This is a genomic window from Streptomyces sp. cg36 (assembly GCF_041080675.1).
Lineage (GTDB): Bacteria > Actinomycetota > Actinomycetes > Streptomycetales > Streptomycetaceae > Streptomyces.
In genome coordinates this window covers 4155539-4181815 of sequence record NZ_CP163520.1, presented here as the reverse complement: position 1 = coordinate 4181815, position 26277 = coordinate 4155539, and the positions used below count along the sequence as shown (strand labels likewise).

At 73.0% G+C, this 26277-nt stretch carries 21 protein-coding genes; 11 read left to right on the top strand and 10 right to left on the bottom strand.

Features of this window, described 5'->3' with window-relative positions; all coding sequences use genetic code 11:
* The first annotated feature begins 156 nt into the window (after window positions 1-156).
* Entirely contained in the window at window positions 157-2142 is a 1986-nt protein-coding gene (locus AB5J87_RS18635) for an FUSC family protein (RefSeq protein WP_369377924.1), read from the top strand.
* A 22-nt stretch (window positions 2143-2164) separates the two neighbouring features.
* Here AB5J87_RS18635 and AB5J87_RS18630 read toward each other — a convergent pair whose 3' ends face one another.
* Both AB5J87_RS18630 and snpA read right to left on the bottom strand, forming a co-directional pair.
* Window positions 2165-2377, bottom strand: a complete 213-nt coding sequence (locus tag AB5J87_RS18630; protein WP_369377923.1) for a hypothetical protein — start codon at window positions 2375-2377, stop codon at window positions 2165-2167.
* A 66-nt stretch (window positions 2378-2443) separates the two neighbouring features.
* Window positions 2444-3106 (bottom strand): snapalysin, encoded by a 663-nt coding sequence (snpA, locus tag AB5J87_RS18625; RefSeq protein ID WP_369377922.1) that lies wholly within the window; start codon window positions 3104-3106, stop codon window positions 2444-2446.
* Window positions 3107-3283: 177 nt separating this feature from the next.
* Here snpA and AB5J87_RS18620 point away from each other — a divergent pair, with 177 nt between their 5' ends.
* The 6 genes from AB5J87_RS18620 (at window position 3284) to AB5J87_RS18595 (ending at window position 10545) form a co-directional block, all read left to right on the top strand.
* Entirely contained in the window at window positions 3284-4258 is a 975-nt protein-coding gene (locus AB5J87_RS18620) for a LysR family transcriptional regulator (protein ID WP_369377921.1), read from the top strand.
* Between the two features lie 421 nt (window positions 4259-4679).
* Complete coding sequence (locus tag AB5J87_RS18615) at window positions 4680-6194, top strand: APC family permease (RefSeq protein ID WP_369377919.1); 1515 nt, start codon at window positions 4680-4682, stop codon at window positions 6192-6194.
* A gap of 41 nt (window positions 6195-6235) precedes the next feature.
* Window positions 6236-7210 carry a hypothetical protein gene (locus tag AB5J87_RS18610; RefSeq protein WP_369377917.1) on the top strand — a complete coding sequence of 325 codons (975 nt, stop codon included), beginning with the start codon at window positions 6236-6238 and terminating at the stop codon, window positions 7208-7210.
* A gap of 164 nt (window positions 7211-7374) precedes the next feature.
* The gene (locus AB5J87_RS18605) at window positions 7375-8550 is read left to right on the top strand and encodes a VWA domain-containing protein (RefSeq protein WP_369377916.1); all 1176 of its coding nucleotides are present in this window, start codon (window positions 7375-7377) and stop codon (window positions 8548-8550) included.
* Window positions 8551-8657: 107 nt separating this feature from the next.
* Complete coding sequence (gene metG, locus AB5J87_RS18600) at window positions 8658-10265, top strand: methionine--tRNA ligase (protein WP_369377915.1); 1608 nt, start codon at window positions 8658-8660, stop codon at window positions 10263-10265.
* Window positions 10266-10395: 130 nt separating this feature from the next.
* Window positions 10396-10545 (top strand): hypothetical protein, encoded by a 150-nt coding sequence (locus AB5J87_RS18595; RefSeq protein WP_369377914.1) that lies wholly within the window; start codon window positions 10396-10398, stop codon window positions 10543-10545.
* Between the two features lie 46 nt (window positions 10546-10591).
* Here the strand turns inward: AB5J87_RS18595 and AB5J87_RS18590 are convergent, their stop codons facing one another.
* The 4 genes from AB5J87_RS18590 to aspS all read right to left on the bottom strand — a co-directional run bounded on the left by AB5J87_RS18590 (window position 10592) and on the right by aspS (window position 14694).
* On the bottom strand, window positions 10592-11392 hold the full coding sequence (locus AB5J87_RS18590) for a L,D-transpeptidase family protein (RefSeq protein WP_369377913.1): 801 nt from the start codon (window positions 11390-11392) through the stop codon (window positions 10592-10594).
* Between the two features lie 41 nt (window positions 11393-11433).
* Window positions 11434-12249, bottom strand: a complete 816-nt coding sequence (locus tag AB5J87_RS18585; RefSeq protein ID WP_369377912.1) for a hypothetical protein — start codon at window positions 12247-12249, stop codon at window positions 11434-11436.
* Window positions 12242-12748: a SigE family RNA polymerase sigma factor gene (locus AB5J87_RS18580; protein WP_369377910.1), complete on the bottom strand. Its 507-nt coding sequence runs from the start codon at window positions 12746-12748 to the stop codon at window positions 12242-12244. Before AB5J87_RS18580 ends, AB5J87_RS18585 begins: the two co-directional genes overlap by 8 nt.
* A gap of 167 nt (window positions 12749-12915) precedes the next feature.
* Complete coding sequence (gene aspS, locus AB5J87_RS18575; protein ID WP_369377909.1) at window positions 12916-14694, bottom strand: aspartate--tRNA ligase; 1779 nt, start codon at window positions 14692-14694, stop codon at window positions 12916-12918.
* Window positions 14695-14801: 107 nt separating this feature from the next.
* Between aspS and AB5J87_RS18570 the strand changes: the two genes are divergently transcribed.
* On the top strand, window positions 14802-16988 hold the full coding sequence (locus AB5J87_RS18570; RefSeq protein ID WP_369377908.1) for a SpoIIE family protein phosphatase: 2187 nt from the start codon (window positions 14802-14804) through the stop codon (window positions 16986-16988).
* On the opposite strand, the gene AB5J87_RS18565 is transcribed toward AB5J87_RS18570, so the two are convergent.
* From AB5J87_RS18565 to AB5J87_RS18555, 3 genes are all read right to left on the bottom strand, one after another.
* Window positions 16904-18016, bottom strand: coding sequence for an AI-2E family transporter (locus AB5J87_RS18565; RefSeq protein ID WP_369377907.1), 1113 nt, complete (start codon window positions 18014-18016; stop codon window positions 16904-16906). The genes AB5J87_RS18570 and AB5J87_RS18565 overlap by 85 nt on opposite strands.
* Window positions 18017-18617: 601 nt before the next feature.
* Window positions 18618-19574 carry a pirin family protein gene (locus AB5J87_RS18560; RefSeq protein WP_369377905.1) on the bottom strand — a complete coding sequence of 319 codons (957 nt, stop codon included), beginning with the start codon at window positions 19572-19574 and terminating at the stop codon, window positions 18618-18620.
* A 208-nt stretch (window positions 19575-19782) separates the two neighbouring features.
* Window positions 19783-20232: an SseB family protein gene (locus tag AB5J87_RS18555; RefSeq protein ID WP_369377904.1), complete on the bottom strand. Its 450-nt coding sequence runs from the start codon at window positions 20230-20232 to the stop codon at window positions 19783-19785.
* A gap of 122 nt (window positions 20233-20354) precedes the next feature.
* On the opposite strand from AB5J87_RS18555, the gene AB5J87_RS18550 reads away from it, so the two are divergent.
* Both AB5J87_RS18550 and AB5J87_RS18545 read left to right on the top strand, forming a co-directional pair.
* The gene (locus tag AB5J87_RS18550; protein ID WP_369377903.1) at window positions 20355-22184 is read left to right on the top strand and encodes an acyl-CoA dehydrogenase; all 1830 of its coding nucleotides are present in this window, start codon (window positions 20355-20357) and stop codon (window positions 22182-22184) included.
* A 100-nt stretch (window positions 22185-22284) separates the two neighbouring features.
* Window positions 22285-23574 (top strand): M18 family aminopeptidase, encoded by a 1290-nt coding sequence (locus tag AB5J87_RS18545; protein ID WP_369377902.1) that lies wholly within the window; start codon window positions 22285-22287, stop codon window positions 23572-23574.
* Window positions 23575-23682: 108 nt separating this feature from the next.
* On the opposite strand, the gene AB5J87_RS18540 is transcribed toward AB5J87_RS18545, so the two are convergent.
* Entirely contained in the window at window positions 23683-25503 is a 1821-nt protein-coding gene (locus AB5J87_RS18540; RefSeq protein WP_369377901.1) for an NHL domain-containing thioredoxin family protein, read from the bottom strand.
* Between the two features lie 74 nt (window positions 25504-25577).
* On the opposite strand from AB5J87_RS18540, the gene AB5J87_RS18535 reads away from it, so the two are divergent.
* Entirely contained in the window at window positions 25578-26225 is a 648-nt protein-coding gene (locus AB5J87_RS18535; RefSeq protein ID WP_369377899.1) for a hypothetical protein, read from the top strand.
* Window positions 26226-26277 lie beyond the last annotated feature (52 nt).

Here is a 26277-nt window from a genome sequence, read left to right as displayed (position 1 = left end):
CGGGCGCGTGGGCCGTGCGCGCGGGCGTGAATTCTTTTCCACAGGTTGTGGAAAAGAATTCGGCCACCGACCCCGCACCACTCGCGGCACAAAGATCCATTGTGCCCCGGACACCCGCCCAAAAGGGTCCAATCGCCGTGATCGCATACTGATCCCATGGGTGCACAGCTCGACGTGGACAAGGACCCGCAGGGCCGGGGACGAGTACGGCTCACACCGCCCGAGTGGCTGGTCAGCGGGTTGCGTCCGCAGCGCACCCCCATCCCGTGGCCCGCCGTCGCCCGCGCCGGAGCCGGCCTCGCGGTCCCCCTCGCCGTCGGCTTCGCCGCCGACCGGCCCGCCTACGGCGCCCTGGTCTCCATGGGCGCCCTCTCCGGCGTCATCGGCGACACCGCCGACGCCTACCGGATGCGCGTCTTCAACATCGCCGTGCCCCAGCTGTTCGGCGCGATCGGCGTCACCCTCGGCACCCTCGTGTACGGCGACGGCTGGCTCGCCGTCGGCGCGCTCACCCTGGTGGCGCTGGTCTCCGGGATGATCTCGTCGATCGGCGCGGTGGCCTCCGTCTCGGGGCTGCTGCTGTTGCTGAACGCGGTCGTCGGCGCCGGACTGCCGATGCCCTCGCCGTGGTGGAAGGCGCCGCTGCTGCTCACCCTCGGCGGCCTGTTCGTCCTGCTGCTCACCCTGCTCGGCTGGCCGCTGCGGGGCCGCGGGCCCGAACGCGCCGCCGTCGCCGACACCTACCGGGCCGCCGCCGACCTCCTGGAGGCCGCGGGCACCGGCGCGTACGACGCGAAGCGGCAGGCGGTGACCCAGTCCCTCAACACCGCCTACGACCTGGTGCTCGCCCGCCGCACCCGCGACCACGGACGGCGCAGCCCGCTGGTGCGCCTGCTCGCCCAGCTCAACGTGGTCATCCCGCTCGTCGAGGCCGCCCCCGCCGCCCATCTGCGCGGCCGGCCGCTGCCCCCCGAAATCCCCGCCGCCGTACGGGAGCTGGCCGACGCCGTGGCGAACGAGCGGACCGGGCCGGTGCCCCAGCTCGCCCTGCCGGAACCCGGCAAGCCCTCCGAGCGGGCCGTGGACACGGCACTGCGGCACGCGGCCGTCGTCGTGCACAAGCCCGACCCCGACCCGTACAACGTCGACGACCGGCTCGGCCGTCCGGCCGCCCTGCGCATCCGGCTGCGCCGGGGCGCCCGCAACGTCCTGCTCTCCCAGGCGTCCTGGCGCTACGGGCTGCGCCTCGCGCTCTGCATCGGACTCGCCCAGGCTCTGGTGTCGCTGGTGGCGGTGCCCCGCTCGTACTGGGTGGCGCTGACCGTCACCTTCGTCCTCAAGCCCGACTTCGGCTCGGTGTTCTCGCGCGCGGTCCTGCGGGCCTTCGGCACCGCCCTCGGCCTCGTCACGGCCGCCGCGGTGCTCTCCGAGGTGCCGCGCGGCTGGTGGGACGTGCCGGTGATGGTGGTGCTCGCGGCCCTGATCCCGGCGTTCTCCGCCAAGGGGTACGCCTTCCAGACCGCCGCCATCACCCCCGTCATCCTGCTGCTTTCGGACCTCCTCAACCACCAGGGCTTCGCCCTCGTGCTGCCCCGGCTGTGGGACAGCCTGATCGGCTGCGGCATCGCGCTGGTGGCGGGCTATCTGCTGTGGCCCGAGAGCTGGCACACCCGGATCGGGGACCGGCTCGCCGACGCGGTCGAGGAGGCCGCGGGCTATGTGGAGTGCGCGTTCGCGGGCGCCGACCAGGCCGAACGGGTGCGGCGGCGCCGCCGCATCTACCGGGACCTGTCCGTGGTGCGCTCCGAGTTCCAGCGCGCCCTGACCGAACCGCCGCCCACCGGGGCGCGGGCCGCCGCGTGGTGGCCGCTGGTGGTGGCGGCCGAACGGATCGTGGACGCGACGACGGCGGCGCGGGTCCGGGTCAACCACGGCGCCCCCGGGCCGACCGCGGCCGAAGTGGCCGACGCGGCCCGCGAACTGCGCGCCCTGGCCGGGGGCCTGCGCGCCTCCGCGACGCTGGTGGAGGTGCGGGCGGAGCTCCCCGGCGACGAGGAGGGCGTCCTCGGCCCCCTGCGCCAGGAGGTCCGCGCGGCCCGCGCGATCGCCTCGCCGGTGCGGGGCGCGCCCGCCGGGCGGTGAGGGCCGGTGGCGCGCGCCGCCCTCAGAACAGCGGCAGCTGCCCCGGGAACGGGGCGAGTTCGAAGCCGTCCAGGGTGCGCTGCGCGGCGTCCGAGGGGGCGCCCCGCTTGGAGCCGGGGCACAGTGTCAGCTCCCCGCCGTCACGGGTCCGGGGGTCGTGCCGTACGTACCGGCCCGCCACCACGGCCACGGCACGGCCGCAGAAGGGACAGGGACGACGGGGAGAGACACTCATGGGGGTCATGCTGCCAGAGCGGTCACCGCACCCCCGCGGTCACCGCCCGGCGGTCCGGGCCGTGGTTCAGGCCGCGGGCTTGAAGGCCGACGCCAGACCGTTGCGCCACAGGCTGTTCACCCGCGACTTCTCCTGGCTGTTCGGGTAGGCGTTGCGGCACGAGGTGCCGGGGCCGCCGCCGGACATCAGCTCGCTGCACGGGCCCGAGTAGTGGTCGGGGAGGCCGAGCACGTGGCCGGTCTCGTGGGCGACCACGCGGACCGAGTAGTACTGCTGGTTCTGCGAGTAGTCCAGGAAGATGTAGCCGTTGCCGTGCCCGTCCGTGGAGGCGTACGAGCCGTTCTGCGGGTCGTTGCCCTCGTAGTACTGGAAGTCGGCGCCGGAGGAGGACTCGGCGAGGCGGACGTTCTGCACCGAGGAGTTCCAGATCTGCGCGGACTGCGATATCTGGGAACGGAAGCTCGGGGCGTTGCTGGTGCTGTAGTAGACGGTGACGGAGGCCGCCAGCGGGTGGGCGGCCCGCTTCTTGGCCACGGACTTCATGACGGCGTCGTAGAACGCCTTGTTGTTCGCGGCGGCCTTCGCGGAACCCGCGTAGTCGGCGTGCGACGCGGTGGCGGCGGTCGCGGCGCCCTGGGCGGGGGCGGCGGCGGTGGCGGGGATCGCGCCGAGGCCGGCGAGCGCCAGGCCGAGGGCGGTGGACAGGACGACGGTCTTCTGGTGTCTCATGGGGGGGCTCCTGCTCGTCCGTTCATGGGGGGCGTCCCCGGTGGGTTGCCGGGAACCAGGCCGAGTGTCCGGGAGCGGGACGGGCGCGCGGATGATGGCAACCGGCGATAACTCCGCGCTATCACTGGTGATTCGGCCGTCTAGTCGGGACATGACAAGCGCTTTACCCTCGGTGCCATGGAGCTCGACGTGAGGCATCTGAGGGCTCTGTGCGCGATCGCCGACACGGGCAGTCTGCACAGAGCGGCCCGGCAGCTCGGCACCAGCCAGCCGGCCCTGACCACCCAACTGCGGCGCATCGAGCACTCCCTGGGCGGATTGCTCTTCGCCCGCGAGCGCACCGGCTGCCGCCCCACCCCCCTCGGCCTCACCGTCCTCAGCCGCGCCCGGCCGCTGCTCGCCGGGATGGACGCGCTGGTCACCGAGGTGCGCGCGGCCGTCAACGGCGTGGACGGGCGGCCCCGGCTGCGCATCGGCTCCACCGCCAGCCGCGCCATCCCCGGCTGGCTGCGGCGGCTGCGCGAACGGCTGCCCGGCACCGACACCCAGCTCAACGTCGCCGTCTCCGCCAACGCCCTGCTCGGCCTGGTCGCGGCGGGCGAGCTCGACGTGGCCTTCGTCCACCAGGTGGAGGGGTGCCCGCTGCGGATGCCCGACGGGCTCGACGTCCGCGTACTGGTCGAGCGGGAGCCGCAGTTCATCTCGCTGGCCGCCGACCATCCGGCCGCCGCCGACGAGACCGTGGAGCTCGCCGACCTCGCGGGCGACCGCTGGATGGTCGACCCCAGCGTGGACGGGGAGTGGGACGGGCTGCGCCGGGTCTTCGCGGCGGCCGGGGTGAACCCGCCCGTCCTGCACGGCGACTACCTCACCGCCGCCTCCCTGGTCGCCTCCGGCGAGGCCGTCACCCCCTGCCAGCCGACGTCCCGGCCGCGCTCCGACATGGCGATCAGACCGCTGCGCGGCGACCCCCTGGCCGTACGCCTGCTCCTCGCGGCCCGCACCGGCGCCTTCGAGGACACGATCCACGCGACGGTCCACGCGGCCCTGGAGGCGGCGTACTGGGAAGCGGCCCGAATGTCGGCCCCCTACCGGGCCTGGCTGGCAGAACCCCACCACGGAGAAGACGGCCGAACCCTGATCCCGGCATAGCACCCGACGGGGGCACCCCCCTCCGAAGGGGCACGGGGAACGCCGCGAGAACCCACCACACCCCGCGGACGAGGATGGGTTTCCCAGGGGCGCGGGGAACTGCGCGAGAAGCGACCACGACCCGCAGACGAAGCCCCGGCCCAAAAGGGGCGCGGGGAACGGCGCGACCAGCCCCCACCGGCCCGCGGACAAAGACCGGCCCAAAAGGGGCGCGGGGAACGGCGCGAGCGACCCACCACCGGCCCGAGGCCGAACGACACCCCCCCGGGTCCCCCCGGGACACGTCCTGATCACGACCCCCCACCACACGGTTTCGGCCACTACGATGCACCCGTCTCCCAGGGGCCACACACAACACCCGCCCCGGCGACCGCAGTTCTGACATACCGCCATATGTCACGCCGCAAAGGACGTACGGGCCATGAACCACAGCCGCAGTACGGACCGGGGGCTCCGCGCCAACGCCCTCAGCACGTTCGACACCACCGTCATGGCCGTCGCGGGCAGCGCCCCCGCGTACTCGCTGGCGGCCACCACCGCCGTCCTGGTCGGCGCGGTCGGCCTGGCCGGCCCCGCCGCCCTGCTCTACTGCGCGATCCCCATGCTCGGCATCGTCCTCGCCTTCGGCCGGCTCGGACGGCTCGACGTCCACGCGGGCGCCGCGTACTCCTGGGTCGCCCGCACCCTCCACCCCTTCCTCGGCTTCCTCAGCGGCTGGGCCCTGGTGGTGGCCGCCACCCTGTTCATGGTGGCCGGATCCCTGCCCGCCGGACAGATGACCCTCGCCCTGTTCGACCCCGGCCTCGCGCACCACACCGCGCTCGCCACCGCCACCGGCGCGTTCTGGTTCCTGCTGATGCTGCTCGTGGTGCTGGGCGGCGCCCGCCTGTCCGCCCGCGCCCAGGTGATCGTCTCCGGGGTCGAGCTCACCATCCTCGTCGTCTTCGCCGTAGGCGCCGTGCTCCACCACGGCGGCGCCGCCCCCTTCGACTGGTCCTGGCTGGGCTTCGGCCACTTCGACGGGGTGCACGGCTTCGCCTCCGGCACGCTCGTCGCCGCGTTCTACTACTGGGGCTGGGACGTCACCAGCAACCTCAGCGAGGAGACCCGCGACAGCCGCCGCGCGGCCGGGGTCGCCGCGCTCGCCGGTCTCGCCGTCGTCTTCCTGCTCTTCGTCGGCTTCACCGTCGCCGTCAACATGACGCTGACCTCGGACCAGATCGAGCAGCACCAGACCAATGTGCTGGCGGTGCTCGGCGAGACCATCTGGCCGGGCGTCGGCGGCAAACTCATGGTCCTGGCCGTGGTCCTGTCCACCATCGCCACCTTGGAGACCACCCTGCTCCAGGTCACCCGCTCGCTCTTCGCGATGGGCCGCGACCGCACGATGCCCGCCGCCCTCGGCACCGTGCACCGGCGCTGGAACACCCCGTGGGTCGCGGTCGTGGTGGTCGGCGCGGTCGCCCTCGCGCTCTTCGTCGCCTCCAACGCCCTGGGCTCGGTCGAGGAGATCATGACGGACGCGCTGGCCGCGATCGGGCTGCAGACCACGTTCTACTACGGCCTCGCGGGCCTGGCCGCGGTCGTCGCGTACCGGGGCACGCTGACGCGCTCGGTGGGCGCGTTCGTCTTCGGCGGGGTGTGGCCGCTGCTCGGCTCCGCGTACATGCTCTGCGTCTTCGCCCTGTCGCTCACCGAGCTGAGCGGCGCCGCGATCGCCATCGGCGTCGGCGGCCTGGCCGCCGGGCTCGGCCCGATGCTCTGGTACTGGCGGCGCGGCAGCGGCTACTACCGGCCCGCCGCCCTGGACGCCGGCCGGGCCATCGCGGTCGACGCCGGCCACGGACGCGACCACGGGTACGGATACGGATACGCGGACTCCGGCGCGGCCCGCCACCCGGCCGGGCACGCGGGCGCCCTCCCCACCGACTTCTGACGCCCACCCCTCCCCGGCCCCTCCCCCAGAAAGGGGTGCCGATGGCAGCTGCCCGCCGCCGCTCCCCGGCCGTCCGCTTCGACCCCGACCTCGGCGACCGCCCGCTGACCGCCGCGCGCCACGACATCGTCATCGGCCGCTGGCAGGGCGTGCGCGACCTGCTCGCGGCGACCGGCGCGAACTGGCCACTGCGCACCCACCGCATCCGGCTGCTGGCCCCCGCCGTCGCGGGCTCCTCCGTCGTCGAGGCGTGGCGCGCGGCCGAACCCGACAGCGCCGACGCGGCCGTCCTGCGGGCCGCGACCGAAGTGGTGCGGGTCTTCAACCGGGCCATCGCGGCGGGCCGCGGCGCCCGGCCCGACCGGCACCGCCTCGACACGGCGGCCACGGCCTGCCTCGACGCGGCCGAGGCGCACCCGGCCGACCCGATGCCCTGGGCCTCGCTGCTCACGGTGGCCCGGCTCTGCCCGGGCGGGGTCGGGCGGCGCGATCTGCGCGGCTGGTGGGACGAGTTGCGGCGGCGCGACCCGTACCACGTGGAGGGCCATGTGCAGATGCTGCGGTACTTCTCGGCCCGCTGGCACGGCACGCACGGCACCATGTACGACTTCGCCCGGGACGCGGCGGGCGCGGCGCCGCAGGGCTCGGCGCTGCCGGTGCTGGTGCAGATCGCGCGGGTGGAGGAGTACCGGTACGCCGCCGAGGGCGCCAAGGGGCAGCCGGTACGGGGGTTCGGACAGCACTGGAGCGGCGAGCTCGCGGTGACCGAGCTGCGCCGCACCTACGACCGCTGGCTGGGCGCCCGGCCGCCCGGACCGGTCCCGGTCGCCGAGGCGGCCGAGCTCAACTACCTGGCGCACGCGGCGTGTTGCGCGGGTCTGGACCTGGAGGCGCGGGCACTGATGGGGCTGCTCGGGGAGCGGGTGGCCCGGGTGCCGTGGATGTACACGGGCGAGCCGGAGCGGCAGATCGCGCGATGGCGGGAACGGGCGCGGGCCCAGGGCCCGACGGGGTAACCGGTACGCCGCCCTCCGCCCCCTGCCGAGGATGACCGGATCAGATCGCTAACCTTACGTGTCCACGCCCGTGTCCCCCTCACTGCGGCGTGGACATGCACGAACATCGCACCCAACTCATGCGAAAGGCCAGGCCCATGGGCATTCGGAGCTTGCTGCGCAAAGTGTTCGGACGCGATCGCGCGGAGCGCGCCGACGCGACGGCGGCTCCGGAGGAGGCTCCGTCCCCGGCCGCCACCGTGCCGGCCCCGGCCGCCGAGCGCGCTCCCGCCGAGGAGTCCGCACCGGCCGCCGAGACCCCGACCGTGCCGGCTCCGGCCCGGCGCGACCTCTCCCCGGCGGAGGAACTGGTGGCCGCGGCGTTCGACGCCGCCCCGCGCCCGGCGGTCCCGTCCCCGGCCCGCCCGGCCGAGGACGCCCCGGCGACGCCCCCGACGAGCGAAGTCCCCCAGCCGCGAACGGAACCGACCCCGGAGCCGGTCATGGCCGAGCCCGAGCCCGAGCCGGAAGCGGTCGCGGCCGAGCCCGCCCCGGAGCCGGAGCCCGAGCCCGTCGTGGCCGAGCCCGCCCCGGAACCCGAGCCCGTACAGCCCGAGCCCGTCGTCGCGGACGCCGAGCCCGAGCCGGAGGCGGTCGTGGCCGAGGCCGAGGCCGTGCAGGCCGTCGTCAAGGCGTCCCCCGCCCTCTCCCTCGCCCGGCTCAAGTCCCGGGCCCCCGGTCTCGCCGAGGCGTACAAGGCCGCCGGGGCGCAGCTGCGCAAGGCCGGGCTCGGCGGCGAGCGGGCCCGGGTGTACCTGGTGCTCGACCGGTCCGGCTCGATGCGGCCGTTCTACAAGGACGGCAGCGCCCAGCACCTGGCCGAGCACGCGCTGGCGCTCGCCGCGCACCTCGACGAGGACGCGACCGTGCACACCGTCTTCTTCTCGACCGAGCTGGACGGCACCGCCGACCTCTCCCTCACCTCGTACGAGGGCGTCGTCGACGAGACGCACGCCGGGCTCGGGCGGATGGGCCGCACCAGCTACCACTGCGCGGTGGAGGCGGTGGTGGAGCACTACGAGAAGAGCCAGTACGAGGGCCCCGCGCTGGTCGTCTTCCAGACCGACGGCGCCCCGGACGCCAAGGTGCCCGCCCGCCAGGCGCTGGCCGACGCGGCCGGCAAGCCGCTGTTCTGGCAGTTCGTGGCGTTCGGCGAGGACGACAGCAAGGCGTTCGACTTCCTGCGCAGGCTGGACGCCGAGAACGCCGCGTTCTTCCACGCCGGGCCCGCGCCCCTGGACCTGCCCGCCGCCGCCCTGCACGCGGGGCTCGTCGGTGGGTTCGCCCGGCGGGAGCGGTAACCGGCGGCGGACCCGGCCGGGCCGGACCGCCCCCGGGGAGCGGTCCGGCACCGGGGTCCCCCGCGCGAAGGTGAGTGGACCTTCGCGCGGCCGTTAAAATTCCGACCATGGCGGCCACTGGATCCGAGAAGCAGGGGACGAAGGCGTACTACGTCACGACCCCCATCTACTACGTCAACGACGCTCCTCACCTGGGCCACGCCTACACGACCGTCGCAGGCGACGTGCTCACGCGCTGGCACCGTCAGCGCGGCGAGAAGGTGTGGTACCTCACCGGCACGGACGAGCACGGTCAGAAGATCATGCGCACGGCCGACGCGAACGGGGTCACCCCGCAGGAGTGGTGCGACAAGCTCGTCGAGGAAGCCTGGCGGCCCCTCTGGGAGCACCTGGACATCGCGAACGACGACTTCATCCGCACCACGGAGAAGCGGCACACCGACCGGGTGCAGGAGTTCGTGCAGGACCTGTACGACAAGGGCGAGATCTACAAGGGCGGCTACGAGGGCCCGTACTGCGTGGGCTGCGAGGAGTACAAGCTCCCCGGCGACCTCGTCGAGGCCGAGGACGGCACCAAGCTGTGCCCGATCCACAAGAAGCCGGTGGAGATCCTCAAGGAGGAGAACTACTTCTTCAAGCTCAGCGAGTACGGCCCGAAGCTGCTGGAGTTCTACGAGGCCAACGCGGACTTCATCCAGCCCGAGTCGGCCCGCAACGAGGTCGTGAACTTCGTCAAGCAGGGGCTCCAGGACCTGTCGATCTCCCGCTCCACCTTCGACTGGGGCGTCCCGGTCCCGTGGGACGACAAGCACGTCATCTACGTGTGGGTGGACGCGCTCCTGAACTACGCCACGGCCGTCGGCTACGGCGCCAACCAGGCGAAGTTCGACGAGACGTTCCCCGCCAGCGTGCACCTGGTCGGCAAGGACATCCTGCGCTTCCACGCGGTGATCTGGCCCGCCATGCTGATGGCGCAGGGCCTGCCGGTGCCCGGCAGGGTCGCGGCCAACGGCTGGCTGATGGTCGGCGGCGAGAAGATGTCGAAGTCCAACCTGACCGGCATCAAGCCGCAGGACCTCACCTCGCACTTCGGCGTCGACGCCTACCGCTGGTACTTCCTGCGCGCCATCGCCTTCGGCAGCGACGGCTCGTTCTCGTGGGAGGACTTCACCGCCCGGTACACCTCCGAGCTCGCCAACGACTACGGCAACCTCGCCTCCCGCGTGGCCGCCATGGTCGGCAAGTACTTCGGCGGCACCCTCCCGGCGGCGACCGCGTCCGGCGCGGCCGAGCGGGCGATCGCCGAGGGCATGGCGAAGGCCGTGGCCGAGGCCGACCGCCGGATCGGCGAGGAGCTGGACTTCCAGGGCGGCATCCTGGCCGTCTTCGACTTCGTCAAGCAGGTCAACGGCTACATCACGGAGCAGGAGCCGTGGAAGGTGGCCAAGGACGAGTCGGAGGAGGGCCGGGCGCGGCTCGCGACCGTCCTCTACACGGCCGCCGAGGCGCTGCGCGCGGTCGCCGTGCTGCTGAACCCGGTGATGCCGGACACCTCGCAGAAGCTGTGGGACTCGCTGGGCGCCGAGGCCGCGGACCTGGGTCCGCTGGCGGACCAGCGGGTGCAGGACGCGGGCCGCTGGGGCCTGCTGCCCGCCGGCGCGACGGTGACGAAGGGCGCGGTGCTGTTCCCGCGTCTGGAGGAGAAGCCCGCGTAAGGGTGGCGAACGTGTGAAGGGCCCGGGACAAGTCAGGTCCCGGGCCCTTCGCGTGCGCGCTCCGGGTTGCGGGCCGCGCCCGGTGCGCGCACGCTGCGGACACGGGGCACGTACCGAGGGGGTGCGCACAGTGACGAGGAGTACCGAACAGCAGCAGGCCGAGGAGGACGCGCGGCGCCGCGAGGAGCTACTGGAGAAGGTCCGGGAAGCGAACCGGCAGAGCACCAGCCGGCCGTGCGGCCCACCGTCGCCGGACCCGCTGGGCCCGGCGGACGACTGAGTGGCACGACCGGGCTCGGCGGGCGCGGGCCGACGCGCCCCGGGGTTCAGCGGGCCAGGGCCGCCGCGTCCCCCATCACGACCACCGGGGTGCGCGCCGGGTCCAGGGCGCGCAGCAGCTGCCGCATCCGTTCCTTGGGCAGCGCCACACAGCCGTGCGTGGGGCCGCCGTGGTCGACGTGGAGCCAGATCCCGCCACCGCGTCCGGCGCCGAGCGGGCGGGTCCAGTCCAGCGGGGTGGTGCCGGGCCTGCGGTTGTAGTTGACCGCGACCACGTAGTCGAAGGACCCGGCCAGCGGTTCGCCCTCGACCCCGGTGCCGCTCGCGGTGAACGCGGACGTGCGGTCGTAGGGCAGCCGGGTGCCGGGGTCGGCGAGCAGGCCGCCCGCGTCGGTCAGGCCGAACACCCCGACCGGCGAGCGCAGATCGCCCAGGTGGTGCTCGGCGGTCCAGCCGTGCGCCGCGTTGCGGGCCGGCCAGGGGCCGTCGGCGGGCTGCCAGCCCTTCACCGGGTCGCGGGTGTAGAGGACGGCGGTGGACTCGCTGGCGTCCGCCCCCTTGCCGGTGACGACGAGCGCCTGGGTGCTGGCGGCGGGGACGCGGGCGCGGGTGGCGGGGCCGAGCGCGGGTATCTCCAGCAGCCGGGCGGGCGCCTGCCGGGTGCGTACGGGTGCGGGGGCGGCCCGCCCCGCGTGCGCGCCGCCGCCGGAGTCGGTGTTCACGTCGGCGAGCGCGCCGGGGCCGTCGCCCGCGTCCCGCACGCCCTCGCCGCTGTGGCCGCAGCCGGTGAGCAGCAGCGCCGCCAGGGTGGCGGCGGCCCAGGTGGCGCGGGTGGCACGGACGGACATGGCGGAGCCTTTCTTCGCGGGGCGGCCGGTGGCGGCGGGCGTCATCGGCCCCTCCGCCTGGCGGTGGGGGTGGGGGGCTCGGTGGCCGGGGAGGCGCTCTCGTAGGTCGCGCCGTCCAGCAGCGCGGCGACCTCGGCGGCGCGCCCGTCGGCCCCGCTGCCGTTGACGCACAGGGTGGCGTACAGGTCCGTCGAGGGGTCCGGCGTGGCGCGCTTGAGGGTGTAGTAGGCGGTGGCGCCCATGCTCCGGCAGCTCTCCGGGACCTCCGGCACGCGCTCCATCGGCGTCCCCGCCGGCGGCGCCGCGGGGAGATCGGCACCGCCCGGCAGCCCCCACAGCGTGAGCAGCAGGCCCCCGGGGGCCAGCCGTTCCAGCGGCTCGCACAGCACCCCGGCGCCGTCCCCTGCCGCGGTCTTCTTCGGGTCCGGGCACGCCTGCGCGTACGAGCGCAGCGGCTGCGCGGCCAGATAGCCGGACGGCAGGGTCTTGAGCTTCTGGCCGTCGGGCAGCCGCAGCGCGTCCCAGCTCGCGGGCAGCCGCAGCACCAGACCGCCGAGCTCGGGGAAGGCGGCCCGCACCCCGGCGGGTTCGGTCACCGCCCGCGGGGGCGCGGCCGGGGGCGTCCGGTCCGCGTCGGTGCGCAGCGCGTCCGGCAGCAGCGCGCCCGCCGCCACCAGCAGGACGACCGCGGTGGCGGTGCCTCCGGCGGCCCGGCGGCGCCTGCGCCGCGCCAGCCGTTCGCGCACCGCGTCCAGGCGGGTCGCGGGCACCGGCAGCCGGGGCACGGTCCGCTCCAGCAGGACCCGCAGCGCCTGCTCGTCGTCGTCCGGCCCCGAGGGGCCCGGGTGGTCAGTCACGGCGCTCCTCGATCGGTACGGGCAGCAGCCCGCGCAGGGTGCGCAGCGCCTTGGCGGCCTGGCTCTTGACGGTGCCCGGCGCACAGCCGAGCACCGCCGCCGTCTCCTCCACGCCCAGGTCCTCGAAGTAGCGCAGCACGACCACCGCGCGCTGCCGGGCGGGCAGCGCGCGCACGGCCGCCGCCAGCGACTGCTCCAGGTCCACGCCCTCGTACGGGTCGTCCTGCCCGGCCGCGTCCGGGAGTTCGCCGTGCGGGACCTCGCCCCGCCAGCGGCGGCGCCACCAGGAGGTGCAGGTGGTCACCAGCGTCTTGCGGACGTACGCCTCGGGGTGGTCGTCCGCTATCCGGTGCCATTTGGGCCACACCTTGGCGAGCGCGGTCTGCAACAGGTCCTCGGCGAGGTGCGCGTCGCCGGTCAGCAGCCAGGCCATGCGCAGCAGCCGGGGGCCCCGGGCGGCGACGAACTCCTCGAATCCGTCGGGTCCTCCGGGGTGCATCCTCGTGTCCTCGTCTGTCCGTACGGGTTCTCACACCTGTCGAACGCGGTGGGGTCCCCGGTCGGTTGCCCCGGGAGGCGGACCGGATGCGGAAAGGACCCGGATCCACCGGGATCCGGGTCCTTCTCCGTGCGGAACGGCCGTACGGAACGGCCGTACGGGCGGCTCTACTTCTCGGTGCCCTTGGCGGCGACCGGCTTGCGCAGCTGGATGTTCAGCTCGCGCAGCCGGACCTCCTCCAGCTCGCTGGGCGCGCCCATCATCAGGTCCTGCGCGTTGCCGTTGAGCGGGAACGCGATGGTCTCGCGGATGTTGGGCTCGTCGGCCAGCAGCATCACGATGCGGTCCACGCCCGGGGCGATGCCGCCGTGCGGCGGGGCGCCGAGGCGGAAGGCGCGCAGCATGCCGGCGAACTCGCGCTCGACGGTCTCCGCCTCGTAGCCCGCGATCGCGAACGCCTTCAGCATGATGTCGGGCTCGTGGTTGCGGATCGCGCCGGAGGACAGCTCGATGCCGTTGCAGACGATGTCGTACTGCCAGGCGAGGATGTCGAGCGGGTCCTTCTCCTCCAGGTCGCGCATGCCGCCCTGCGGCATCGAGAAGGGGTTGTGCGAGAAGTCGATCTTCCCGGTCTCCTCGTCCTTCTCGTACATCGGGAAGTCGACGATCCAGCAGAACCGGAAGACGTTCTCCTCGAAGTGGCCGGCGCGCTTGGCGGCCTCGACGCGGACCGCGCCCATGATCTTGGAGACCTCGTCGTACTCGCCCGCGCCGAAGAAGACGGCGTGCCCGGCCGTCAGGCCCAGGCGCTCGGTGAGGACCTTGACGTTCTCCTCGGTGAGGAACTTGGCGATCGGGCCCGCGAAGGCGCCGTCCGCGCCGACCCGGATCCAGGCCAGGCCCTTGGCGCCGTGCTCCACCGCGTACTCGCCGAGGCCGTCGAAGAACTTGCGGGACTGGTCGGCGGTGTCCGGGACCGGCAGCGCGCGCACGTGCTTGCCCGCGAACGCCTTGAACTCCGAGCCCTCGAAGACATCGGTGATGTCGACGAGCTCCAGCTGGGCGCGCAGGTCCGGCTTGTCGTTGCCGTACTTCAGCATCGACTCGCGGAACGGGATGCGCGGGAACGGGGAGGTGACCTCGCGACCGCCGCCGAACTCCGTGAAGATCTCGGTCATGAGCTTCTCGATGGGCTGGAAGACGTCTTCCTGCTCCACGAAGCTCATCTCGATGTCGAGCTGGTAGAACTCGCCCGGCGAGCGGTCCGCGCGCGCGTCCTCGTCGCGGAAGCAGGGCGCGATCTGGAAGTAGCGGTCGAAGCCCGAGATCATCAGCAGCTGCTTGAACTGCTGCGGGGCCTGCGGCAGCGCGTAGAACTTGCCGGGGTTCAGCCGGGAGGGGACCACGAAGTCGCGGGCGCCCTCGGGGGAGGTCGCGGCGAGGATCGGGGTCGCCATCTCGTTGAAGCCGAGCGCCGTCATCTTGTGGCGCATCGCCGAGATCACGGCCGAGCGCAGCATGATGTTGCGGTGCATGCGCTCGCGGCGCAGGTCGAGGAAGCGGTACTCCAGGCGCCGCTCCTCGTTGACGCCGTCCTCGGCGTTGATCGTGAACGGCAGCGGGCCGGCCGCGCCGAGCACCTCGACCTCGCCGACCTCGATCTCGACCTCACCGGTCGGCAGGTCCGCGTTCACGTTCTCCGCGCCGCGCGAGACGACCTTGCCGTCGATGCGGACGACGGTCTCCTTGGAGAGCTTGTCCAGCACCTCCGCGCCGGCCGTGCCGGGGCGGGCGACCAACTGGGTGATGCCGTAGTGGTCGCGCAGATCGATGAAGAGGATGCCGCCCAGGTCTCGGCGATTGTGCAGCCAGCCGCTCAGCCGGACGTCGGCGCCGACGTCGGAGGCGCGGAGCTCGCCGCAGGTGTGGGACCTGTACCGATGCATTTCTTCATCCAGTTCTTCGCGTGACAGGCGGGAAACAGTCCCTCCAGGTTACCGGCCGGGCCCAGCAGCTCTCGCCGGTACAAAACGCGCTGCCTACAGTGGGGATCATGCGCACCGAGGACGTCCTGGCTGCGATCGCCACCGGGCTGTGGCGCTGGGACAACGCGTCCGGGACGGTCACGCTCGACGCCGAGGCCGCCCGCCTCCTCGGGCTGCCCCCCGAGCGGGCCGTGCTGACCGAGGCCGCCGTCCGCTCCCGCTTCCACCCGGTCGACTGGAACGAGGTCGACCAGATCGTGGCGCTGGCCCTGGCCGAGGGCACCCTCGCCGAGGCCCGCATGCGGATCATGGACGAGAACGGGCGGGTGCTGCGGACCGTGCGCAGCCGCTCCAAGCCGCTGCGCCGGGACAGTGCCGACGGCCTCGACTACCTGCTGGTCGGCACCCTCCAGGAGGTGGCCGAGCCACAGCCCGGCGCCACCGCCGCCCACACCTCCATCACCGGCGACTGGCGCCGCTCCCGGGAGGCGTTCCTGCTGGACGCGGGGCGGGCGCTGGCCGAGGCCCGCTCGACCGCCGAGGTGCTGCGGGTGGCCGCCTCGCTCTCCATGCCGGGCTTCTCGCCGGACGGGCTCGCCGTCTTCGGGGTGGCGGGCGACCGGCTCTCGATCATCGGCCACCACGGGCACAACCCCGGCGACGACGGCCCCTTCGCCGACATGCAGCTGGACACCGACTATCCGGCCGCCGACGTCGTACGGACCGGCCGGGCCATCTATCTGCCCACCCCCGAGGAGTACCGCCGCCGCTATCCGGCCACCTGGCCCCTGGCCCAGCGGTTCGACCGGCACTCCTGGGCGTTCCTGCCGCTGATCGTGGCCGGGCGCACGATGGGCACCTGGATGGCCGCCTTCAAGCAGCCGGTGGCGTTCACGCCCGACGAGCGCTCGGTCCTCACCACGGTGGCCCGGATGCTGGCCCAGGCGCTGGCGCGGGCGGGCGAGGCCGAGTCCGAGCGGGAGCTGTCGCTGGGGCTCCAGCGCTCGATGATGCCCACCCTCGGCCCGGAGATCCCCGGCATGACGGTGGCGGCCCGCTATGTGCCCACCGGCGGCGGGCTACAGGTCGGCGGCGACTGGTACGACATGATCCCGCTGCCGTCCGGCCGGTTCGCCCTGGTCATCGGGGACGTGCAGGGGCACGACGTACGGGCCGCCGGGCTGATGGGCCAGCTCCGCATCGCCCTGCGGGCCTACGCAAGCGAGGGCCACCGCCCCGACGCGGTCCTCTCCCGCGCCTCCCGCTTCCTGTACGGGATCACCGAGTCGTACGGGGAGTCCTACGGCGACGCCGACGACCACCCCCGCTTCGCCACCTGCCTCTACATCGAGGTCGACCCCGCCACCGGCACCCTCGACATCGCCCGCGCGGGCCATCCCGACCCGGTGATCCGCACGGCCGAGGGCACCGCCCTGATCCGGCAGACCGCGGGCGGCCTGCCGCTGGGCATCGAGGCCGACTCCGACTACCCCACCACCCGGCTCTTCCTGGAGCCCGGCGAGACCATGATGATCTGCACCGACGGGCTGATCGAGACCGGCGGCCACGACATGGCCTCCGGCTGGACCCGGCTGCGGCCGGTCCTGGAGGAGGACGCCGGGGACAGCCTGGAGAAGCTCGCCGACGCGCTCGTCCAGGCCGTGCACGGCCCGCCCTCGCACCACACGGTCGGCCCGCTGGCGGACCGGCGCGAGGACGACATCGCGGTGCTGCTGCTGTGCCGCAACAGCGACCTCTGCGGCTGCGGGCCGGTCACCGCCGCCGGGGCCGCCCCGGCCCGCCGCACCGCCCTGACCGTCGCCCAGGCGGAGCCGCACCGCATCGCGGGCGCCCGCCGCCAGCTGCGCGAGCTGCTGCACGACTGGGCGGACGCCGAACAGGTCGACGCGGCGGTCCTGATGGTCTCCGAGATGGTCACCAACGTCCTGGTCCACACCGACGGCGACGCCCTGCTGGTCGCCGAGGCGGCCGGCCCGCCCGGCACCCGGCGCCTGCGCGTGGAGGTGGCCGACGCCAGCGACGACCTCCCCCACAAGCGCCGCCCCGGCGAGATGGCGTCGAGCGGGCGCGGCCTGATCCTGATGGAAATGCTGGCGGACCGCTGGGGGGTGGACCCGCGGGGGGAGGGCAAGTCGATCTGGTTCGAACTCTACGAGGGCGACGCACCGGGCGGGGGCGGGGCGGGGGCGTCCGGAGGCGCCGCCGGGGAGTCGGGCGGCTCCTCCGTCCCGTAACGCCCGCGCAGCTCGCCCAGGACACCGAAGCCGGCGGCGGCCACCGGTACCGCCAGGAGCATCCCGAGCAGCCCGGCGACCCCGGCGCCCGCCGTGATCGCGATCATCACCATCGCCGGGTGCATCTGCACGGTCCGGCTCTGGATCATCGGCTGCAGGATGTGCCCCTCCAGCTGCTGCACGGCGAGGACGACCCCGAGCGTCCACAGCGCGGTCCCGACGCCCCGGTCGGCGAGCGCCACCAGGACGGCGACGGCGCCGGAGACGAAGGCGCCGAGGTACGGGATGTACGCGCCCATGAACACCAGCGCGCCCAGCCCCACCGCGCCCGGGACGCCCAGCACCAGCAGCCCCACGGTGATGCAGACCGCGTCGATCAGGGCGATCAGCGTGGTGCCCCGCATGAACCCCTCCACCGCCTCGAACGCCCGCCGGGCCATGGCCTCGACCACGGGCCCGGTGCCGCGCGGGGCCAGTGAGTGTGCCAGCCGCACGGCCCGGTCGGAGTCCTTGAGGAAGAAGAAGGTCAGCAGCAGGGAGAGCACCCCCGTCGCGATGAGCGAGCCGACGATGCTGAGCCCGGTGAGCAGCCCCGAGGCGGCGGTGGCGCCGAACCGGCCGAGCAGCTTCTTGGCGTTGTCGGCGAGGCTGGACACGCCGTCGCCGCTGGCGACCCCGAAGTGGTCGGCGAGCCACTGTCCGGCCTGCCGCAGGGAGTCGATGATCTGGTCGCCGGTGTCGATGAGCGCGCTGACCACGACGTACCCGGCTCCGCCGACGGCGGCGACCAGGGCGACGCAGGTGAGTCCGGCGGCGACGCCCCGCCCCAGCCGCAGCCGCAGCAGCTGCCGGAAGACGGGCCCGAGCAGGGCGGTGCCGAGCAGGGCCAGCAGTACGGGGGTGACGGCGGTCTTGAACACGACGCACAGCCACACGGCCACGGCGCCGACGCCGGTGACGAGCAGCACGACGACGCACCACGCGGCGAGGCGCCGCGCGGCTTCGGGGAGTAGGTGCCCACGCTCCACGCCCCCACGTCACCACGCCCACCCCCACCCCGCCCCCGGAAACCCCCCACCCGGGTTGCGCCACCCCCCAACAGCCGAAGCCCCGGCCCGGGCCTTGAGGGGCGCGGGGAACGGCGCGAGCACTCACCACGGCCCGCAGCCGAAGCACCGGACGGGGGGCGGGGCCGCAGGCCCGCCGAGCGGGGGGGCGGGGGCGAAGCCCGGCCGAGCGGGGTGTGCAGGGGCGAAGCCCGGCCGAGCGGGGGGGCGGGGGCGGAGCCCCAGCGAGGGGTGCAAGGGCGAAGCCCCGTAGGGTGCGGGGGCGGAGCCCCAGCGGAGGGTGCAGGGGCGGAGCCCCAGCGGAGGGTGCAAGGGCGAAGCCCCGCAGGGTGCGGGGGGGGGGGACCCCCAGCGGGGTGCAGGGGCGGAGCCCCGCAGGGTGCGAGGGGGCAGAGCCCCCAGCGGGGGGCGGGGGCGAAGCCCCGCAGGGTGCGGGGGCGGAGCCCCAGCGGGGTGCAGGGGCCGCAGGCCCCGCGAGGGGGGGCCGGGGGCCCCGCCCCCGGGAAAAGAGACGCCCACCCCCACCCACCCCCGGAGGGTTTGGGGAAGGGGCGGGGAGGGGCTACATCCCGTGGACCGCCGGAACCGTCCCCAGCCGCCCCTTCTGAAAGTCCTCGAACGCCTGCTGCAACTCCTCCCGCGTGTTCATCACGAACGGCCCGTAGTGCGCCATCGGCTCCCGGATGGGCCGCCCACCGAGGAGCACGACCTCCAGGTCCGGCGTATGGGCGTCCTGCCGCTCGTCCGCACGGACCGTCAGCGACCCGCCGTCGCCGAACACGGCGGTCTGCCCCATGTGGACGGGCCGCCGGTCGGTGCCCACCGACCCCCGCCCGGCCAGCACGTACGCCAGCCCGTTGAAGTCCTGCCGCCACGGCAGCGTGATCTCGGCCCCCGGCCGCACGGTCGCGTGGATCATCGTGATCGGCGTGTGCGTGATGCCGGGCCCGTCGTGGCCGTCCAGCGACCCGGCGATGACCCGCAGCAGCGCACCCCCGTCGGGCGAGGTGAGGAGCTGGACCTGGCCGCCCCGGATGTCCTGGTAGCGGGGGTCCATCATCTTGTCGGCGGCGGGCAGGTTCACCCACAGCTGGAGGCCGTGGAAGAGGCCGCCCGAGGTGACCAGCGACTCCGGCGGCGCCTCGATGTGGAGCAGGCCGGAGCCCGCCGTCATCCACTGGGTGTCGCCGTTCATGATCGTGCCGCCGCCACCGTTGCTGTCCTGGTGCACGAAGGTGCCGTCGATCAGATAGGTCACGGTCTCGAAGCCGCGGTGGGGGTGCCAGGGGGTGCCCTTGGGCTCGCCCGGCGCGTACTCCACCTCACCCATCTGGTCCATCATGATGAACGGGTCGAGGTACTTGTAGTTGATCCCGGCGAACGCGCGCCGCACCGGGAACCCCTCCCCCTCGAACCCGGCCGGCGCCGTGGTCACGGCGAGCACGGGACGCGGCACGGCACCCTCGGGCGCGGCGACCCGCGGCAGGGTGAGCGGGTTTTCGACGGTCACAGCAGGCATGGGACGGCCCTCCTCGCGGGATGCTCAGCATCCAAAGTAGTTGAATGGTGAACAGCTAGCAAGGCGCAGCCATTCCCACGCCGGAACCCGGCGCCCAAAACCACCCGAATGGCGGAAAACGGCCCCTGCCGGACCGGCGCGCGGATCCCGCCCCGGCCGCCACGACGACGCGGCGGCACCGGAGCCGACGGGATCCGGGAGGCACGCCCTACCCGTACATCCGTCGCATCGCGAAGTCCACCATCTGCTCGACGGCCTTGGCGTCGAACACCATCCGGTGGTCGCCCTCCATGTCGAGGACGAAGCCGTACCCGGTCGGGAGCAGGTCGATGACCTCCGCGCCGGTGATGACGAAGTACTTGGACTCCTTGCCCGCGTACCGGCGCAGCTCCTTGAGCGAGGTGAACATGGGGATCACCGGCTGCTGCGTGTTGTGCAGCGCCAGGAACCCGGGGTTGTCCCCGCGCGGGCAGTACACCTTGGAGCCCGCGAAGATCTGCTGGAAGTCCTCGGCGGACAGGGACCCCGTGGTGAAGGCCCGCACCGCGTCCGCGAGCGAGGGCGGCGACGGCTCGGGGTACAGCGGCTGCTCCCCGTAGGAGGGCTGCGGCTGGGCGTACTGCGCTTGAGCACCCTGGTTCTGGTCGTAGCCGTACATGGGCGCAAGAGTAGTGCGCCACATATGGGCCCAGAGGGGTTGCGTCTTATTACCCGTGGGTAGCATCATCGTAGCTACTTGCTGGTAGAGATGTAACCGATCCTGCTTACGGAGCCGTCGCCATGGGGCACTACAAGTCGAATCTCCGCGACATCGAGTTCAACCTCTTCGAGGTCCTCGGGCGCGACAAGCTGTACGGCACCGGCCCGTTCGCCGAGATGGACGTCGACACCGCCAAGACCATCCTCGACGAGATCGCGCGTCTCGCCGAGAACGAGCTGGCCGACTCCTTCGCCGACGCCGACCGCAACCCGCCGGTGTTCGACCCGGAGACCAACACCGCGCCGGTCCCGGCGTCCTTCAAGAGCTCCTACAAGGCGTTCATGGACAGCGAGTACTGGCGCCTGGGCCTGCCGGAGGAGATCGGCGGAACCGTTTCCCCGCGCTCCCTCATCTGGGCCTACGCCGAGCTGCTGCTGGGCGCCAACCCGGCCGTGTGGATGTACTCCTCGGGCCCGGCCTTCGCCGGCATCCTCTTCGAGGAGGGCAACGAGGTCCAGAAGAAGATCGCCGAGATCGCCGTCGAGAAGCGCTGGGGCTCCACCATGGTCCTCACCGAGCCGGACGCCGGCTCGGACGTGGGCGCCGGCCGCACCAAGGCCGTCCAGCAGGACGACGGCTCCTGGCACATCGAGGGCGTGAAGCGCTTCATCACCTCCGGCGAGCACGACATGGAGGAGAACATCCTCCACTACGTCCTCGCCCGCCCCGAGGGCCACGGCCCCGGCACCAAGGGCCTCTCCCTCTTCCTGGTCCCGAAGTTCCACTTCGACTTCGAGACCGGCGAGCTGGGCGAGCGCAACGGCGTGTACGCGACGAACGTCGAGCACAAGATGGGCCTCAAGGCGTCCAACACGTGCGAGATGACCTTCGGCGACAAGCACCCCGCCAAGGGCTGGCTGATCGGCGACAAGCACGACGGCATCCGCCAGATGTTCATGATCATCGAGTTCGCCCGGATGATGGTCGGCACGAAGGCCATCGCGACCCTGTCGACGGGTTACCTGAACGCGCTGGAGTACGCCAAGGAGCGCGTCCAGGGCAGCGACCTCTCGCAGTTCATGGACAAGACCGCGCCCAAGGTGACGATCACGCACCACCCCGACGTGCGCCGCTCCCTGATGACGCAGAAGGCGTACGCCGAGGGCATGCGCTCCCTCGTCCTCTACACCGCCGCCGTCCAGGACGCGATCCAGCTCAAGGAGGCCGCGGGCGAGGACGCCAAGGCGCTGGTGGGCCTCAACGACCTGCTGCTGCCGATCGTGAAGGGCTACGGCTCGGAGAAGTCGTACGAGAAGCTCTCGCACGAGTCGCTGCAGACCTTCGGCGGCTCCGGGTACCTCCAGGAGTACCCGATCGAGCAGTACATCCGCGACGCCAAGATCGACACGCTCTACGAGGGCACCACCGCGATCCAGGGCCAGGACTTCTTCTTCCGGAAGATCGTCCGCGACCAGGGCGCCTCCCTGAACCTCCTCTCCGAGGAGATCAAGAAGTTCCTCGCCGAGCAGTCGGGCCACGAGGAGCTGGGCGGCGCGCTCGACTCGCTGGCCAAGGCCGCGGTCGACCTGGAGGCGATCGTCGGCACGATGATCACCGACCTCACCGCCACCGGCGAGGACGTCAAGAACATCTACAAGGTGGGCCTCAACACCACCCGCCTGCTGATGGCCTCCGGTGACGTCGTCGTCGGCTACCTGCTCCTCAAGAGCGCCGCCGTCGCCGCCGAGAAGCTGCCCTCGGCCGCCGGCAAGGACGTCGCCTTCTACACCGGCAAGATCGCCGCCGCGAAGTTCTTCGCCGCGAACGTCCTGCCCGGCGTCGGCACCGCCCGCGCGCTGGCCGAGACCGTCGACAACTCCCTGATGGAGCTGGACGAGGCCGCCTTCTAGGACGTCCCCGGGCCTCCTTCCAGGCCCCCCGGACGGAGGGCCCGCATCCCCTTGGGGAAGCGGGCCCTTGTCCGTCGGTGCCCCTGGTTAAGGTGAACGCATGAGCACTCCGCCCCGCTTCGACCGCGGCCACACCGACGACCTGATGTCCTTCCTGGCGGCCAGCCCGTCCCCGTACCACGCGGTGGCGAACGCGGCGGCGCGGCTGGAGAAGGCCGGCTTCCAGCAGGTGCGGGAGACGGACGCGTGGGACGCGAGCGCGGGCGGGAAGTACGTGCTGCGCGGCGGCGCGATCATCGCCTGGTACGTGCCGGAGGGGGCGGCGGCGCACACCCCGTTCCGGATCGTGGGGGCCCACACCGACTCGCCCAACCTGCGGGTCAAGCCCCTGCCGGACACCGGCGCCCACGGCTGGCGCCAGGTCGCCGTCGAGGTCTACGGCGGGACGCTCCTCAACACCTGGCTCGACCGCGACCTCGGGCTCGCGGGCCGCCTCACCCTGCGCGACGGCACCCACCGCCTGGTGAACGTGGACCGCGCCCTGCTGCGCGTCCCCCAGCTCGCCATCCACCTGGACCGCTCGGCCAACGACGGCCTCAAGCTGGACCGGCAGAAGCACCTCCAGCCCATCTGGGGCCTCGGCGACGTCGCCGAGGGCGACCTCATCCGCTTCCTGGAGCAGGAGGAGGGCCTGGCCGAGGGCGAGGTCACCGGCTGGGACCTGATGGTGCACTCCATCGAGCCGCCGTCGTACCTGGGCCGCGACCAGGAGCTGGTGGCCGGGCCCCGGATGGACAACCTGATCTCGGTGCACGCGGGCACGGCCGCCCTGGCCGCCGCGTCCACCGCCGCCGAGCCGGACTTCATCCCGGTCCTGGCCGCCTTCGACCACGAGGAGAACGGCTCGCAGGCCGACACCGGCGCGGACGGCCCCCTGCTCGGCACGGTCCTGGAGCGCTCGGTGTTCGCGCGCGGCGGGTCCTACGAGGACAAGGCGCGGGCCTTCGCGGGCACGGTCTGCCTCTCCTCCGACACCGGCCACGCCATCCACCCCAACTACGCGGAGCGCCACGACCCGACGCACCACCCGCGCGCCAACGGCGGCCCGATCCTCAAGGTCAACGTCAACCAGCGGTACGCGACGGACGGTTCGGGGCGGGCGGTGTTCGCGGCGGCGTGCGAGCGGGCGGGGGTGCCGTGGCAGACGTTCGTGTCCAACAACGCGATGCCCTGCGGGACCACGATCGGGCCCATCACGGCGGCCCGCCACGGGATCCACACGGTGGACATCGGGGTGGCGATCCTGTCGATGCACAGCGCGCGCGAACTGTGCGGGGCGGACGACCCGTACCTGCTGGCGAACGCGCTGCTGGCGTTCCTCCAGGGCTGAGCCCCGCCCCTTCCCGGGCTGGTTCTTCGTCCGCGGACCGCGGTGGGTCGCCCGCGCGGTTGCCCGCGTCCCTTTCGGGGCCCGGGCAACCGCGCGGGCAGTCGGGGCCTAACCGTCCAGGCCCGCCAGGACCAGGGGCAGGCGCGTGGCACCGGCCTCCGTCAGGCGCACCGGGACGCCCCAGTCCTGCTGGTGCACATGGCACGCCGGGTACTCGTTCGCCGGGTCGTCGTCGCACGACGCCGCCATCGCGGAGACGTGCAGGACCCCCTCCGGCACCGACGGGTTCAGCGTCAGGTCACGGGACAGGTCCGTGCCCGTGCCCTCCCCGGACACCAGCAGCTCCACCGGCGTCGAGGACACGATCAGCCGCGTCGACGGGCCGTAGCGGGTGTCCAGCTTCTGGCCGGACGGGGCCTGGAAGACCACGTCGAGGCGGAGCGCGCCGGGGGCGACCTCCGTCGCCGCCCGCTGGGTGCGGTGCGCGACCGCGTCGACCCGTACCGCCTCCTCGGGCAGCCGCAGCCGCGTCAGCCGGTGGCGGGCCGACTCGACGACGACGATGTCGTCCCCGACCAGCACCGCGTCGCTGGGCTCGCGCAGGTCCGTGGCCAGCGTGGTCACTTCACCGGAGGCCGGGTCGTACCGGCGCAGCGCGTGGTTGTACGTGTCGGAGACCGCCACCGAGCCGTCCGGCAGGGCGGTGACGCCCAGCGCGTGCTGGAGCAGCGCCTGCCCCGCCTCCCCGTCCCGGTGCCCGAAGTCGAAGAGCCCGGTCCCGACCGCCGTACGCACGGCGTAGCCGGAGCCGTCCGCCTCCACGTACCGCAGCGCCGAGTTCTCGGAGTCCGCCACCCACAGGCGGTCCTCCGTCGCCGCGAGCCCCGACGGCTGCGCGAACCACGCCTCGGCCGCCGGGCCGTCGACCAGGCCCTCCTGGGTCGTACCGGCCGCGACCCCGACCGTGCCGGACTCCGGGTCGTACGTCCACAGCTGGTGCACCCCGGCCATGGCGATCCACACCTTGCCCTGCCACCAGGCGACGTCCCACGGCGAGGAGAGGTCCACCTCCAGGGCGGGGCCGGAGGTGGGCGAGCCCTGCCACCACTGCCTGCCGGTGCCCGCCACCCGCTCGACGGTCCCGCTCTCCGGGTCGAAGACCCGCAGCGCGTGGTGGACGGTGTCCGCGACGATCACGCGCCCGTCGGGCAGCAGCGCGAGCCCCTGCGGCTCCTTGAAGTCGCCGTCGCCGATCCGCCGCACGACGCTCTCGCCGTCCGGCGCGAGCTCCACCAGCTGGTGCCGGGTGGAGTCGGAGACCAGGAAGTTGCCCGAGCCGGGCAGGACGAGCGCCTTGCCGGGGAAGCGCAGATCGGTGGCGACGGGCTCCGGCGCCACGTACGGCCCGTCGCCGCGCCGCAGCGTCCCCTTCGCCCCGTGCTCGGCCTCCAGCTCCGCCACCAGCGCGGCGATGGCGTGCGCGTGCCCCTCGCCCGCGTGCTGGGCGACGATGTACCCCTCGGGGTCGATGACGACGAGCGTGGGCCAGGCCCGTACCGCGTACTGCTTCCAGGTCGCGAGCTCCGGGTCGTCCAGGACCGGGTGGTGCACCTGGTAGCGCTCGACGGCGTCGACGACGGCCTGGTGCTCGGCCTCGTGCACGAACTTCGGCGAGTGCACGCCGATGATCACGACGGTGTCCCGGTGCTTCTCCTCCAGCTCGCGCAGCTCGTCGAGGACGTGGAGACAGTTGATGCAGCAGAACGTCCAGAAATCTACGACAACGCACTTACCTCGCAGGTCAGCGAGGGTGAGCTCTTTGCCTCCGGTATTGAGCCAGCCGCCCTTGCCGATCAGCTCGGGGGCACGGACACGGGCACGGCGGCGGGGCGCAGGCGCGGGGGTGGGCGCCGGGGCAGCATCGTTCATCCTTCAAGCTTGCCATCCTGGTATGAACGTCGGATCACACGCGTACGGCAGGACCTACGGCAGGGGACCGAAGGTTGACTACGGACGACGACGAGAAGACTGCCGGCGAGACGGCGCGGACGGTTCAGGGGTTCCTGGCGCTGCCGGGGCCGGTGGAGGACCATAGGGATGTGTTCGCCGGATGCGTGGCGGAGGTCGTCCGTGTCCTCGGGCTCGATGTCGCTCGGGAGCCGCAGCCCGGCGATCCACGAACCTGGGTGAACCATGCTCGGACGGCGCTGTACAAGGTCTGCCGCCGGGAGCTGATCCTTTCCGAGGAGTCCTTCCAGACGTTGATCAAGGCAGCCGTCTACGACCCCGACCCAAGCTTCAACCGCCATTTCCTCGAGCCGGCGCTGAACGCGTTCGGGCACAGGCGGGTCCAGGCCTCGCTGCTTGGATACCTGCGGGCCGGCGCGGACCTCGAGCGGGCGGGCGCGGCGAATGCCTGGTACTGGTCGGGTCTACCCCTGCGCATGCCCACCGTACGGGCGGAGCACCCCGCAGCCACCGGTCCGGCGGAACCCGACGACGCCGCAACCGTGAGGGCCGAGGATTCCTCCAGGTCAGCCTTGAATGCCCGCCCAAAAACGGAGCCACACCCAGCGCATGTCTTTCGAGCTGGGGCCAGGGTCGCTGCGAGGGATTCGCCCGAACTTTGCGTATGCCGAGTGACGAAGTGACGGAATGACGATGAGTTCTGATCCACTCATGGAAACAACGAGAGCGTCATTC